Below are 13,451 nucleotides of genomic sequence, written 5' to 3'. Positions count from 1 at the left end.
CGCCTCTAAATTGAGCAATACCTACTATCCTTTATTCAAGAAGAATCATTCTTATAGAAAAGTAGCCATAGCCGCTTGTTTTGGGACTTTTTTAGAGTGGTATGACTTCCTAACTTTTGCCACTCTTGCGGTGATAATTGGGCCTTTATTTTTTCCCTCAAATAATGCCAACACAGGCCTTTTGGCAAGTTTGGCAACGTTTGGAGTGGGCATGGTTGTGCGCCCGATTGGATCGGCGCTATTTGGGTCCTTAGGAGACCGAATTGGTCGCAAGCCTGTTTTTATGATCACAATATCCCTCATGGGGTTTGCTACTGTTTGCGTGGGGTTTTTGCCAACTTATGCACAAATTGGTATTTGGGCCCCAATTCTACTAGTAGGCTTGCGTCTCATGCAGGGCCTTTCTGCAGGAGGCGAGATTGGTGGTAGCGCAGTGTATCTCACAGAGCATGCGGGCGATGAAAATCGTGGGTTTAAAACAAGTTTCTTGCAGCTCATGGGGCCATTAGGAATTCTGGCATCAACATTACAAATTACTTTTTTGCAGCAATCTCTCACCCCTGCAGAATTTCTGTCATGGGGTTGGCGCGTTCCATTTTGGGTGTCTCTGTTACTGCTAATGATCGCCTTCTATATTAGGAAATCACTAGAAGAAACGCCTGTTTTTTTACAACTCACGCAAGGCATTGAGAAAAATCAATCTCAATTACTTAATAATTTCAAAGATCAAGAGATTAGAGAGAGAATGTTTCTCCTATTTTTTTGCATCTCCTCAAGCGGCGCAATTCTATTTTTTTGCGTACAGGTATACGTCTCCGTTTTTCTAAAAACCAGCGTTAAGCTACCACCCCAATTAGTGGATCACTTAAACATTTTTGCAACGATAGTTCTTTTACCGCTCACAATTTTTGCAGGGTGGTTATCTGACAAAATTGGCAGAAAACCTGTAATTGTTAGCGGAATCTTTTTGGGTTCCACACTTTTATTGCCGGCATTTCAATTATTAGAAAGTTTTGGAGGCCAGTATCTTCAACTCCAAGAAAATATCTTCTTACTTGCTATTGGTATTGTGATGACTATTTTGTCACTCTTCCTTAGCCTAGTTGTAGGTCCACAATCGGCAATTCTTGCAGAACTTTTCCCAGCAAGATCTAGAAATAGCGCAGCAACTCTGCCACATAATCTTGCAGCTGGATGGGTAGGGGGATTGCTGCCATTAATAGTAACCTGGATAAATCAGGTCTGGGGAACTAGCTTAGCAGGGCTTTGGTATCCCACTTTATTTTTAATGCTTGCAGCGATTAGTGCATCAAGATTGCTTCCAGAAACTCATAAATTTAAGTTATCTGATTAAAAAATAAAGTTTCTGTAAGCTGAAGGTGGGAAACTAAGGCCATGATTAGCAGCGTTAATGAGATCTTGTTTAATAAAAAGCTTACCACCTAAATTTCTTATTCCGAGATTAAAGTGAACATGCTCGCATATCTCCCACCTACAAAGTGTACGCCGCCCATTTGCATCTTTAGAAATTTTTACCTTTGAACCTAAATATGGATTTTTATTTTTCAATACGTAGCTAAGTTTGTAGATTCCAAATCCACCAAAAGCAGATTCCACTTCAAGCATTTCATTAATTGGTGGTAACGATAAAATTTTCGGCGAAAATGTCTTTAAATATGCCTCCTCATCTGAAAGATTGCTATGCTGAACACAATCAAAAATCTCTTCCCACACATCCCCTGGGCACAAGGACTCATGCCTAAAAGTCCACATATCATAATAAGTACCAAGCTGATTAGCGAAAACCGCAGCCCTCTCATCACGCTCCTGCAGGAAGGTTGTGGCTTCAATAAATTTTTGGGGGTTAACGCCCAAAGTGTTCACATCGTCCATATCTAAAACAACTAAATAATCATAGGAGATTAATTGGACGTCACTCTTAATAAACTCAACATAGCTGGCCCTAGCAATTTCTAAGCGAAGCCCTCTTCTGGGTATTGCACCTAAGCCATCTATATTAATTGGGTAGAAATTGCTTCTTTTTTCGCCCCACTCCCCAAATACTTTTTTTGTTGAATCCGAAGAGTCATTTTCAACAAAAATAAAGGCCGAATCAGAATAGTGCTCAGCTAGTGCTTCAATACCCCTCAAAACCGCTGGTAAATATTTTTCACAATCACGAGCTACGCCTGCAAAAATTAATTTAAGGGGTTTTTTATCATTCAGCGTCATAAGTCCCTCGCCGCAATGAGGCTATGATCCAAAAGAGCATAGTTGTAACCACTGGTGAGCAACTTTTCCATGTAATTTGGTACATATCCTCTTAAATGCGTACCTAATTTAGGGCTAATTTCTGACGAATTTGCAATAAACAGATGATATAAATATACAGGCTTAAAGAAAACGATGAAACCCTCGAGGAATGTTGCAGCTATTCCATATCTTTTGGCTAAATATTCAATGCTCTTAGAGGAGTAAAAGAAAATATGCTGCCCATGCTCTACCGATAAATAGTCCCATTCAGGATTCAAATCCTGAATGATCCCAGTCTGCATAACTAAAAGCTCAGGTTTATGATCTTGGCGTCTTTTAAAGAGTCTGTTTGAAATCCAACTGAAAGTCGAGGGGCTCCGTAAGCATCATAACCCCAGGCATCAACTCCAATATCCCGTAGCAATCTGACAAATAACCCAGAGCCACATCCATAATCAAGGACTGCTTGCTTATTCAGATCCAGGGTTTTTAATAGTGCGTTTATAAATGCAGCATTATTAATCGATCTAATTAACTGCCCCGTATCAAATCTTTCATTAAGGGGGTCATAAGCCTCGGCCAACCAATAAGGATTTTCGGTTTGGAGAGAATCGCAAGATTCGCACCGATAGTAGGAAACTAAATATTTTTTGAGGACAAGCTTCTCAAAACAAAATGTCGCAGGGCCCCTCACATAATCGACATTGTATTATTTCAGCCATTTAAAAAGCCTAGGTTTTTGCTGGCCAATCAGCTCTTATGCAAATAACATCAAGAAATTTGGTGCCCCTTGTCCGACTCGAACAGACCACCTACTGATTACAAATCAGTTGCTCTACCAGATGAGCTAAAGGGGCAACGCAGTTATTTTAACCCAAACTTAAGCTTTACCCTCAAAAACTGAAATTTGAGCGGGAGGTTGACCTAGCTCTGATTTTTCGTGCATCTGAAGGTACAAATTTTCAAGATTTCTAGTAAATCTCTCGGAATCAAATAATGGGGCATTTTCTTGTGCCTGTCCAAGTCGCCATTTTAGGGCATCCAATTTTGATGGAGACCTAGCCAAATTCACAGCAAGCTCAACATATTCATCATCGGTAGTGGTTATTAACTCTGGAACCCCCGCGGCCCTTATTAGACTTGCCGCCACCCTGCTACAAAAGCTTTTGCCAATACGAGTTAGTATGGGCAATCCCACCCATAATGCCTCACTAGCAGTGGTGTACGCATTGTAAGGTGAGGTGTCCAGAAATAAATCTGCCGCAGACATTCTATGCAAATGATCTTCCGGTGCTACGCGAGAGGCAAATATCAGACGGTCTATCGACACCCCTCTTTTGGAAATCTCATATCTTAAATTTTGCGATGCCATCGGGTTGTCTTCAAGTAGCCAGAGAAAACTGCCCTCAACCTGCTTCAATATTGACGCCCACAGATCTAATTGATGTGGAGTGATTTTAAAATTATTATTAAAACAGCAAAAAATAAAGTCCTGTTCAGGTAATCCAGCCTTGTTACGGTTCACTCTATTTTTAGGTCGGGTACGCTTCCTATCGTTAGGCTGATAAGCATCAGGAAGGAAGGCTAATTTTTCCGCATAATATCTTTGATTATTTTCAGACGCTATAACAGGATCAACAATGATGTAATCCATGTATGAGGCACCCAGAGTTCCGGGATAGCCCAAAAAATTCACTTGAACAGGAGCAGCGCCCAATGCAAAAATGTTAGTTCTACCATCTTGAGTAAAGCCCGTTAAATCAATCGCAATATCAATCTTCAAATCTCTAGCTTTGGCTGCTATTTGAGCATCCGACCAGCTATGAACATCTATAAACTCATCAAAAGACTGCTCAAGGCGCTTTCTCATAGGATCCTCAGTGTTAGGTCCAGTTGAAAATCCATATATCTCAAACTGCTGTCGATTGTGCAATTCAAAAATTTCGGCTATCAGAAATGCAACTGGATGAAAGCCGAAATCTGCAGAAAAATAGCCAATCCGAATTTTTTCGCTATGAGTATCTTTATGCACCACCCTGGAAACTTCTAGGTTCTTATTTTCGTTGTTGGTCCACGTCTTTGCTGCCATTAATTGCAGATCAGGATCATCAATCAACGCCAACAGAGGAAAAGGTGGAATTACTTCCTGAGATTGCAGGATTTGGCTCTTGATTTTGTCAAGATCTTCATCAAAATGACTCCAATCACATATCAGCATCTTAGTATTGGCATATGCACCCAATACAAAAGGAACCTTAGGGTCAATACTCAGACACTTCGAATAAGCATCCAAAGCCTCTTGATACCGCCTAAGGGCCCGCAATACATTCCCTTTTAAAAAAAGTGCTTCTGCATAATCCGGAGAAAGCGTGAGGGCTTTATCAAAAGCACTTAATGCAGCATCTAATTTTCCCTCACCCTGTAAGATGGCGCCGCCTCCCACCCATGCCGGAACAAAATTGTGGTCAAGCTCAAGTACCTTTTCATATTGAGCAAAAGCAGTTTTTCGATCTCCCAAGCACTCATGTAATTTACCTAAATTAAAAAATACCTCGGGTACATTATCTTGAATAGCCTTGGCAATATGGAATTGCTCTACAGCCTTTTCATACATACCGAGTCAAGCGAGCGCTTGACCATATTCAAAGTGCAACCCAAAAGTCTTTAAACCAAGTGCAATTGCCTTTTGAAACACCTGTCCAGCCTTCTCATCCTCATTACAACTTAAGTAAATACTACCAAGCTCATAAAACGCTGTAGGAGAGCAGTCTTTAAATGAAACGGCTTTTTCTAAAAGACTTAATGCATTATTAAGATCGCCTTCATTTCCAACAACATAGGCAAGAAGCTCATTTGCCCGGGGGCTATCAGGGTATTCTTTAATTACGTCTTCTAATATGGATTTTGCTAGAGAAAAATTATTCTGAAGAAAATACTGTTCTGCCAAACCTATATTTTCTTGCAGTCTGTTTGCAACCATAAGAATTATTTAACAATTCTGAGTGAAGGTTTTCCAACTTTTGGCTTTTCAACAGGATCATCTGCATTGTCAGCAAGATGTAAATCACTAATTTTTGACGGGTCAAATGGAAAGGACATCCCCTGACCATTTTCACGAGCATAGATTGCTAAAACATGGCTTACTGGGACCATGATCTTCCGCGGAATACCCCCAAACCTTGCCTGAAAGCTGATCCAGTCATTTTCTATTTGCAATTGATGGCAAGCCTCAAGCGAGAGATTCAGCACGATCTCATCGTTTTTGACATACTCCATAGGGACCTCTACTCTGGCATCCACAAAAACAGCAATGAAAGGTGTAAAACCAAAATCCGTGCACCACTGATGTAGGGCACGGATTAGGTAGGGTTTGTTGCTTGGAACGTCAGACATCCTGACTAGTTGGACTGAGTCGCCAATAAATTAGCGGCGCATTACCTTCTCTGATGGAGTCAAAGCCTCAATATAAGCAGGTCTACTGAAAATACGCTCAGCGTATTTCAATAGAGCAGCTGCATTCCGAGACAAATCAATTCCGTAGTGCTCAAGACGCCACAATAAGGGCGCAATTGCAACGTCCAACATGGAGAACTCATCGCCCAACATGTACTTATTCTTTACAAAAATAGGCGCTAGTTGAGTTAAGCGATCACGAATAGCTAAGCGCGCTTTCTCATGAACTTTTTCTGCAGCTTTACCTTTTTCATTTTCCAAAGCAACGACGTGAACAAACAGCTCTTTTTCAAAATTAAAGAGGAAGAGACGTGCACGTGCTCTCGCTACGGGATCGGGCGGCATCAACTGAGGATGAGGGAAACGCTCATCAATATATTCATTGATGATGTTTGATTCATACAAAATCAGATCCCGCTCTACCAAGATAGGAACTTGGCCATAAGGGTTCATTACTGAGATATCTTCTGGCTTATTAAATAAGTCAACATCGCGGATTTCAAAATCCATGCCTTTTTCAAAAAGCACCAAACGGCAGCATTGCGAGAATGGGCAGTTAGTGCCCGAGTACAACACCATCATAAATTTATTTCCTTAAATTTCTACTTCAATACAACATACACACAACAAACAGCGACTTTAAATCTTTTCCATAGCACCACTTAGGTAGTGCTATGGATTTAAATTAATGAATATCTTTCCAGTAGGCCTTATTCAAGCGCCATGCTAGCAATGTGAAGATCGCCAAGAACAGGAGAACAACAACGCCAAGACGCTTACGCTCTAACTGAACAGGCTCAGCCATCCAAGACATGAACGCAACTAAATCAGCGATATTGTCATCATATTCTTGGGGCTTCATAGTGCCTGGAGTTAATTGCTCAAAGCCAACAAAAACTTCCTCGGTTCTGCTTTCATCGTGCGGATCTTTACGCTCTTCAAATTTAGCAGCGCGCTCACCTTGCAATTGCCAAAGAACGTGAGGCATACCCACTTTTGGAAATACCAAGTTATTCCAACCAGTTTGAGTGGTGTCATCTTTGTAGAAAGTGCGCAGGTAGGTATAGAGCCAATCCGTTCCACGAGCACGGGCTTCGACGGATAAATCTGGCGACGTCTTACCAAACCACGCTTTACCTTCTTTCGGTGTCATGGAAATGGTCATCAAATCACCAACTTTGGCATCATTCAAGATGAGGTTGTCTTTGATTTGTTGATCGGTTAACCCAATATCGCGCAAGCGGTTGTAACGCATGCTGGAGGCAGCGTGACAGTTTAAGCAGTAGTTCACAAACAACTTGGCACCATTTTGCAAGGATGCATTGTTGCTTACACGATTAGGTGCCGTATCTAATGGGTAGCCACCCTCATTTGCATTGGCGGCTACACCAAAGCCAAGAGCGGCAACCAATACTGTTGCTTGGCAGACGCCCATCAAAGTTTGCAGAATTCGTTTCATACTAGTTCCTAATTTCTCTTTGCTGATATCTCAGGCTCAATTAATGGGACTTGAAAGTAACGCGGCTTGGAACTGGCTTGAACGTGCCAAGCTTGCTCCAAAACGGCATTGCCAAGAAGAAGCCCAGATAATAAATAGTGCAAATCTGAGAAATCTTTTCAAACACTGGAGATGGTGGCTGGATACCCAAATAGCCCAAGATCACAAAGCTCACCACAAACACACCATAGATATATTTATGGAACTGTGGGCGGTAGCGAATGGATTTAACAGGTGAATGATCGAGCCAAGGCAAGAAGAACATGATCACAACAGAACCGCCCATGATCACAACGCCCCAAAACTTTGCATCAAACATGTAAAAGCCAGCAGCTAACACCAAGGCGATCGCAGCACAAACACCTTTGATTTTGATGTCCTTAGCACTCTTCGCAAACATCCCAAGAATCACTGCCAAGAAAATCCACAAAGGCAGCAAGAAGTTGGAAGTGGTTGCACGCAACATCGAATAGAACGGCGTGAAATACCAAACTGGAGCAATGTGCGGAGGCGTTTGCAATGGATTTGCAGGGATAAAGTTATTTGCCTCAAGGAAATATCCGCCCATCTCTGGAGCAAAAAATACGATGCATGCAAAGATCATCAAGAACACACCCAAACCAAAAACATCGTGCACGGTGTAATAAGGATGGAAAGGAATGCCGTCTACTGGGTGACCGTTTGCATCAAGGTTTTCTTTGATCTCAACGCCATCCGGGTTGTTTGAACCCACTTCATGCAAAGCAATGATGTGGGCAGCAACCAAACCAATCAATACCAATGGAATTGCGATCACATGGAATGCGAAGAAGCGATTGAGAGTTGCATCACCCACAACATAGTCACCACGCAACCAGAGAGACAAATCTGGGCCAATGAAAGGAATTGCAGAGAACAAGTTCACAATCACTTGAGCGCCCCAATAAGACATCTGACCCCATGGGAGCAAGTAGCCGAAGAATGCTTCGCCCATCAAGCACAAGAAGATTGCGCAACCAAAAATCCAAATAAGTTCACGTGGCTTGCGATATAAACCATAAATCAATCCACGGAACATGTGCATATAAACCACTACGAAGAACATAGAGGCACCGGTTGAATGCAAATAGCGAATCAACCATCCCCAAGGTACTTCGCGCATGATGTACTCAACGGACTCAAAGGCCTTGGCAGCATCAGGCTTGTAGTTCATTACCAAGAAAATTCCGGTAATGATCTGAAGCGCTAAAACAGCGATTGCTAAAGAGCCAAAAAAGTACCAAAAATTCAGGTTTTTAGGGACGTAATACTCGGTTAAGTGATCCTTAATAGTGGATGTCAATGGAAAGCGGGAATCGACCCAAGCCAATACCTTTTGGGCTACCGGAGCATCTGCTGGGACTTGTTTTTCTTGGAATGCCATTTATCTCTCCTTAGGCCTTCTTGTCTTCGCCAATCAGAATCTTGGTGTCGCTTAGGTACATATGCGGCGGCACTTCAAGGTTATCTGGGGCTGGTTTATTTTTGTATACACGACCCGCCATATCAAATGTAGAGCCATGGCATGGGCATAGGAAGCCACCTGGCCAGCTACTTGGTAGGGATGGTTGTGGACCGGCTTCAAACTTCGCTGATGGCGAGCAACCCAAATGAGTACAAATCCCCACGACCACTAAATACTCAGGCTTAATTGAGCGCCATTGATTTTGGGCATATGGAGGCGTAAATTGGGATGGATCACGTAAGGAATTGGGGTCGGCTAATTCGCCATCTAATTTAGAGAGCTCGGCAACCTGTTCTGGGGTACGGCGCACCACCCATACTGGCTTACCACGCCACTCTACCGTTCTCATCTCATCCGGCTTCATACCAGTGATATCAATTTCAACAGCAGCACCAGCAGCCTTAGCACGCTCAGAAGGCTCAAAACTGTCTACAAAAGGGTAAAGGGCCGCGGCTGCACCTACGCCACCAACCGCCGATGTGGCAATCAACCAATTACGGCGATCTTTGTCCATACAGGGCTTGTCACTCATTTACAAAATTCCTAAAAAGGGTATCTATGGGTGGATATTGCTAAAAGTTAAGATTTTAAAGTAAAAAGTGGGGTAAGCAAGAAAGTTATGAGGTTAATCTCGGGTTAATCACTATTCAAAAAAGGGAGTAATTATGAGCGTTTTAAAGGAATTTAGGGATTTTGCCGTAAGAGGCAACGTAATCGATCTGGCGGTAGGTGTAATTATTGGTGGCGCCTTTGGCAAGATTGTTGATTCCCTAGTTAATGACATCATGATGCCAGTGATTTCGACCCTTTTGGACGGCCATATCGACTTTACAAACCTATTCATTGTTTTGGGTCATATTCCAGATGGGGTGCCTAGAACTTTTGATGCACTGAAAAAAGCTGGTGTCCCGATTTTTGCCTACGGAAATTTCATCACTATTTCGATCAATTTCATCCTTTTGGCTTTTGTTATCTTTCAAATGGTGAAAGTGGTCAATAAAGTCAGGTTATTAGATGCACCTCCACCCCCTCCAACCCCAGAAGACATTGTTTTGTTGCGTGAGATTCGCGATAGCCTGAAAAAGTAGGTCTTCAAAGTGGTCAAGCTTATCTAAATCACTCCTTTATGGAATAACCCGGATATTGCTTGGCCCCTCTCCTCTTTGCAGTTTTTGAAAGGCTATCTCATATAAGCGCTCAAGGTCTTGAGTAAATTTTGGTGTATCAAAGAGGGGCGTAGTTGATTTATTCGAAATCAACTTTTCCTTTAATGTACGCATCTTTAGTTCATTAGTACCCAACTCGCAAGCTAGTGACTCATACTCCTCAACTGTTTTAGTAATCAGCTCAGGCAAACCAATGGACTTGAGAATACTACTCGCAACGCGACTTGCAAAGGTCTCCCCCTGCCGAGTGAGTACCGGAACATCCATCCATAATGCGTCACTAGCAGTAGTGCCTGCATTATAAGGAAAGGTATCTAGGAATAAATCGGCAAATCTATATCTTGCAAGATAGTCGGGCTGAGAGAGTCTCTCACCAAAGAAAAGTCTAGCGGGATCGACGCCTCTAACAACCACCTCTTTTTTCAGATTCTCTTTGACTGCTTCATTCTCAGCGTAGAGTAATAGCACTCCCTTGCTGACTCGATTTAATATATTCATCCAACACGAAAAAACTTCTGGCATGAGTTTGTAGTTGTTATTAAAGCAACAATATACAAATGCATCCTCAGGTATTCCAAAATCTTTTTTTGTAAATATTCGGTCAGATGCCTTACGCTTACTATCATTAACTTGATAGCTTGGAAGGTAGGCAATCTTTTCACTATAAAACGGTTGTGACTCTGGGGGAATAGTTTCTTCATCAGCAATAATGTAGTCAATAGAGGGGTGATTAGTTGTGCCCAAGAATCCCAAATAACTCATTTGGATAGGGGCAGCTCTTTGAGCCAATACTCCAAAACGAGAATCCTGCGTATACCCACCCAAATCAATCGCAATATCAACATTTAAATCTTTCAATATAGAAATGATTTCTTGGTCAGATTTGTCATGTACATCAATAAATTGATCAAATGCTTTCGAAAGCCTCTCAGTTAAATTGTCTTTAGTAGGTGAGGAAGAAATTCCAATAATCTCAAATCGCTCTCGATCGTGGAGCTCAAATAGTTCAGCCATTAGGAATGAAATCGGATGGTTCCTAAAGTCAGCAGATATGTAAGCAACAACAATTTTTTCCGAAGACCTAGAAAATCGAGAAGAAAAGCTTAAAACCCCATCCTGATTTTTGAAACGCGTAGCCACCGATGCTTCAGTGCACTGCTTCTGAGTCTGCAAGGAATCGTATAGTGCCAACGCTATGAATGGATCACAGACCGGCTTTCCAGCAACAATTTTTTGCTTCATTAAATTCACATAACCTTGAAGTCCGGTCCAATCACATAGATGTAATTTCGAATCAATAAATGCTCCATATAAATTCGGTGCATCCGCATCAATACTAATACCATGGGAAAACGCATTAATAGCCTCTAAATAATTGCCTACTAACTGCCAAATGCCCCCTTTATTGATAAAGTCTGTCACTGTGTTTGGTTGTATCTCGATTGCTTTATCAATAAAAAGCATGGCTTCATAATACTGACCGGAACGCTTACATAAATTTGCCAAACTCCGATTGGCAACTGCTGAATGAGGGTCTATGCCCAATAAATGATCGTATATTCTTCTTGAATCATCGAACATTCTCAGTTCAAAGTACGTTCGACCCAAAACTATCAAAGCATCCACATAAGAGGGATTTAGTTTTAAAGAGACTTGAAGTAATTCTGCTGCAGCTTCATAGTTCTTGCAGTCAACTTGGCACAAGGCATACTCATAGTAATTTTCTGCATTATTTGGTTCGATTTTAATCAACTCATCAAAGTACTTCTGTGCAACACTATTTTTGCCAAGAAGCCTGTTTATTTTCGCCAGCTCAAAATAACTTCTTACATTCGTAGAATTTATTTTTAGAGTTTGTAAGAAATACTTCTCAGCCGAACTTAGATCACCCTTGGCGACAAATGTGCACGCTAAGTTATATTTAGCAGCCTCAGAGGATGGATTAATTTTCACGGCATTTTGCAAAAATTTTAAGGCTTGATCAGAGTCTCCCTTTTCGGCATGTAGTAGACCCAGAAGAAGTAAGGCATCAAAATTTTTAGGCTCAACCTTTAGCAAATACTCATACAACCTTTTAGCCTCAGACCAGTTCTTTTGCTGATGATAAATAACTGCCTGTTGTAGAAGATAGTTCATGAATTGCCGACTTAGTTAGATGAAACTAAATGATACTTGCCAAATAAAAAACCCCACCGTGTTACCACGGTGGGTTTGAACTTCTATACAACTAAATCTTCAACTAGCTTACGCTAGCATCGGAATTAGAAAGTGTGCTTAACGCCCACTGCATAGTTGTTTTGGCTAGCAGAACCTTGGGTTGATACGCTTGAAGTTTCTGTTGAGCCGTAGATTGCGTACAAGTTTGTACGCTTGCTCAAGTAGTAGTTACCACCTAATTGATAGCCGGTGAAGTTAGCTGTTGGTTGACCGTTGCCGAATGCTGTGTAACGACCATTACCTAAGCTTGCCCATGCTTCAACAGTAGGGGTAATGAAGCTACGAACACCTAACTGCTGAGCTGTACGCTTAGCGTAGAAGTTTGAAAATTGAACAGCAGTTGCTTTACGGCTTACCCACTGACCGTAGGCCTTCAAGATACCGAAGTCATAAGTTGCAGCGATGTATGCCTGGTTGTCTTGAGTGTTAACACCACCAAGAGAATTGGACCAGATTGCATCAGCTGCAGAGTACGGATTGGATGCTGTAGCAGCACTACCATATGGCTGAACGCTCCTCAAAGCTTGGTAGTTAGCAGTTGCATACAATTTTTGCCAAGCATAGTTAGCACCTAAGCCCCAACCTGTGAAGTTTGTAGAGCCACCGTTTGAAGAGCCGCCACTGATGTTGTAGTTACCCTGTTGGTTAACGTTTGCACCGTTTTGTGTGTAGTTAGCATTCAAGCTAAAACCAGCAAAAGTGTCAGTAGCCAAAGCCAATGTATTTGCTGTACGAACTGTGTAAGCAGCTGATTGACCATAGTTTGTCAAATCAGGAGTTGCAGTTGCACCAGTATTGGTTGCATAGACGTTACCAGCGATGTGTGCGCCTGGATCAGTAACAGCAACAGCGTTGTGGATGATTGTATTAACAGTACCGATAGAACCAGCGCCGATACCATTTTTCTTCAGACCAACGAACATTTGACGAACAGAACCCAAAGGTGCTGTTGAATCACCAGTCAAAGACATTTCAGCAGTGAAGAAAGCAGATGTGCCGCCGCCAATATCTTCAGTACCCTTGAAACCTAAACGGCTAGTAGCTTCTGCACCAGAGATGCTGAACTTGCTCCATGTACCAGCTTGGTTCTGAGGAGTTGCATTAGGACCAGATAACTTTGAGTTACCACCAACCCAACCAGCGTCCAAAATACCGTAAACGGTAACGCTGGACTGAGCTTGAGCTGCGCCGGCAACAGCTGTCAAAGCTGCGAGTGCGAATAGCGATTTTTTCATTCTGTAAATCTCCATAAATTGAAAGTAATGCCCAAATAAAGCTGGGACTCGAGAATTTTCTCTCCTTTGCCCCGCTAGACTGGGGGTAAGGGTATTTATGACCTCTTTTTGCTTGTCAAAAGGTAGTTTTTTGGCTTTCTTCGTTG

Annotated in this window: 14 protein-coding genes and 1 tRNA gene; 2 read left to right on the top strand and 13 right to left on the bottom strand. The window is 42.1% G+C overall.

Going from position 1 to position 13,451, the window contains the following annotated elements; genetic code table 11:
- The first annotated feature begins 10 nt into the window (after positions 1-10).
- Entirely contained in the window at positions 11-1,354 is a 1,344-nt protein-coding gene (locus DXE33_RS08585; protein ID WP_114639497.1) for an MFS transporter, read from the top strand.
- Here DXE33_RS08585 and DXE33_RS08580 read toward each other — a convergent pair.
- The 11 genes from DXE33_RS08580 to petA form a co-directional block, all read right to left on the bottom strand.
- Positions 1,351-2,232, bottom strand: a complete 882-nt coding sequence (locus DXE33_RS08580; protein WP_114639496.1) for a glycosyltransferase family protein — start codon at positions 2,230-2,232, stop codon at positions 1,351-1,353. The genes DXE33_RS08585 and DXE33_RS08580 overlap by 4 nt on opposite strands.
- Positions 2,229-2,555 (bottom strand): hypothetical protein, encoded by a 327-nt coding sequence (locus DXE33_RS08575; RefSeq protein ID WP_114639495.1) that lies wholly within the window; start codon positions 2,553-2,555, stop codon positions 2,229-2,231. The genes DXE33_RS08580 and DXE33_RS08575 overlap by 4 nt, the downstream gene beginning before the upstream one ends.
- A 2-nt stretch (positions 2,556-2,557) precedes the next feature.
- Positions 2,558-2,947: a methyltransferase domain-containing protein gene (locus tag DXE33_RS10740; protein WP_114639494.1), complete on the bottom strand. Its 390-nt coding sequence runs from the start codon at positions 2,945-2,947 to the stop codon at positions 2,558-2,560.
- 87 nt (positions 2,948-3,034) lie between these two features.
- Positions 3,035-3,110 (bottom strand) — tRNA-Thr (locus tag DXE33_RS08565).
- A 23-nt stretch (positions 3,111-3,133) separates the two neighbouring features.
- Positions 3,134-4,867 carry an O-linked N-acetylglucosamine transferase, SPINDLY family protein gene (locus DXE33_RS08560; RefSeq protein ID WP_114639493.1) on the bottom strand — a complete coding sequence of 578 codons (1,734 nt, stop codon included), beginning with the start codon at positions 4,865-4,867 and terminating at the stop codon, positions 3,134-3,136.
- A gap of 6 nt (positions 4,868-4,873) precedes the next feature.
- Entirely contained in the window at positions 4,874-5,233 is a 360-nt protein-coding gene (locus DXE33_RS08555) for a tetratricopeptide repeat protein (RefSeq protein ID WP_114639492.1), read from the bottom strand.
- 5 nt (positions 5,234-5,238) lie between these two features.
- Entirely contained in the window at positions 5,239-5,646 is a 408-nt protein-coding gene (locus DXE33_RS08550) for a ClpXP protease specificity-enhancing factor (protein WP_114639491.1), read from the bottom strand.
- 30 nt (positions 5,647-5,676) lie between these two features.
- Complete coding sequence (locus tag DXE33_RS08545) at positions 5,677-6,288, bottom strand: glutathione S-transferase N-terminal domain-containing protein (protein WP_114639490.1); 612 nt, start codon at positions 6,286-6,288, stop codon at positions 5,677-5,679.
- Between the two features lie 103 nt (positions 6,289-6,391).
- Positions 6,392-7,165 (bottom strand): cytochrome c1, encoded by a 774-nt coding sequence (locus DXE33_RS08540; protein WP_114639489.1) that lies wholly within the window; start codon positions 7,163-7,165, stop codon positions 6,392-6,394.
- A 40-nt stretch (positions 7,166-7,205) separates the two neighbouring features.
- Complete coding sequence (locus DXE33_RS08535; protein ID WP_114639488.1) at positions 7,206-8,606, bottom strand: cytochrome b; 1,401 nt, start codon at positions 8,604-8,606, stop codon at positions 7,206-7,208.
- 10 nt (positions 8,607-8,616) lie between these two features.
- Complete coding sequence (gene petA / locus DXE33_RS08530) at positions 8,617-9,219, bottom strand: ubiquinol-cytochrome c reductase iron-sulfur subunit (protein ID WP_114639487.1); 603 nt, start codon at positions 9,217-9,219, stop codon at positions 8,617-8,619.
- 133 nt (positions 9,220-9,352) lie between these two features.
- On the opposite strand from petA, the gene mscL reads away from it, so the two are divergent.
- Complete coding sequence (gene mscL, locus DXE33_RS08525; RefSeq protein ID WP_114639486.1) at positions 9,353-9,775, top strand: large conductance mechanosensitive channel protein MscL; 423 nt, start codon at positions 9,353-9,355, stop codon at positions 9,773-9,775.
- Between the two features lie 36 nt (positions 9,776-9,811).
- Here the strand turns inward: mscL and DXE33_RS08520 are convergent, their stop codons facing one another.
- The gene (locus DXE33_RS08520) at positions 9,812-11,989 is read right to left on the bottom strand and encodes a tetratricopeptide repeat protein (protein WP_114639485.1); all 2,178 of its coding nucleotides are present in this window, start codon (positions 11,987-11,989) and stop codon (positions 9,812-9,814) included.
- 125 nt (positions 11,990-12,114) lie between these two features.
- Positions 12,115-13,305, bottom strand: a complete 1,191-nt coding sequence (locus DXE33_RS08515) for a porin (protein ID WP_114639484.1) — start codon at positions 13,303-13,305, stop codon at positions 12,115-12,117.
- Positions 13,306-13,451: the final 146 nt, after the last annotated feature.

The organism is Polynucleobacter necessarius (genome assembly GCF_900096765.1).
In the GTDB taxonomy this organism is placed as follows: Bacteria; Pseudomonadota; Gammaproteobacteria; order Burkholderiales; family Burkholderiaceae; genus Polynucleobacter; species Polynucleobacter necessarius_F.
This window is presented reverse-complemented; position numbering and strand designations above follow the sequence as displayed.

Coding starts and splice junctions, on each gene's coding strand:
- DXE33_RS08580 (WP_114639496.1), bottom strand. CDS start 2,232: ATGACGCTGAATGATAAAAAACCCCTTAAATTAATTTTTGCAGGCGTA.
- DXE33_RS08575 (WP_114639495.1), bottom strand. CDS start 2,555: ATGCAGACTGGGATCATTCAGGATTTGAATCCTGAATGGGACTATTTA.
- DXE33_RS08560 (WP_114639493.1), bottom strand. CDS start 4,867: ATGTATGAAAAGGCTGTAGAGCAATTCCATATTGCCAAGGCTATTCAA.
- DXE33_RS08555 (WP_114639492.1), bottom strand. CDS start 5,233: ATGGTTGCAAACAGACTGCAAGAAAATATAGGTTTGGCAGAACAGTAT.
- DXE33_RS08550 (WP_114639491.1), bottom strand. CDS start 5,646: ATGTCTGACGTTCCAAGCAACAAACCCTACCTAATCCGTGCCCTACAT.
- DXE33_RS08545 (WP_114639490.1), bottom strand. CDS start 6,288: ATGATGGTGTTGTACTCGGGCACTAACTGCCCATTCTCGCAATGCTGC.
- DXE33_RS08540 (WP_114639489.1), bottom strand. CDS start 7,165: ATGAAACGAATTCTGCAAACTTTGATGGGCGTCTGCCAAGCAACAGTA.
- DXE33_RS08535 (WP_114639488.1), bottom strand. CDS start 8,606: ATGGCATTCCAAGAAAAACAAGTCCCAGCAGATGCTCCGGTAGCCCAA.
- petA (WP_114639487.1), bottom strand. CDS start 9,219: ATGAGTGACAAGCCCTGTATGGACAAAGATCGCCGTAATTGGTTGATT.
- mscL (WP_114639486.1), top strand. CDS start 9,353: ATGAGCGTTTTAAAGGAATTTAGGGATTTTGCCGTAAGAGGCAACGTA.
- DXE33_RS08520 (WP_114639485.1), bottom strand. CDS start 11,989: ATGAACTATCTTCTACAACAGGCAGTTATTTATCATCAGCAAAAGAAC.
- DXE33_RS08515 (WP_114639484.1), bottom strand. CDS start 13,305: ATGAAAAAATCGCTATTCGCACTCGCAGCTTTGACAGCTGTTGCCGGC.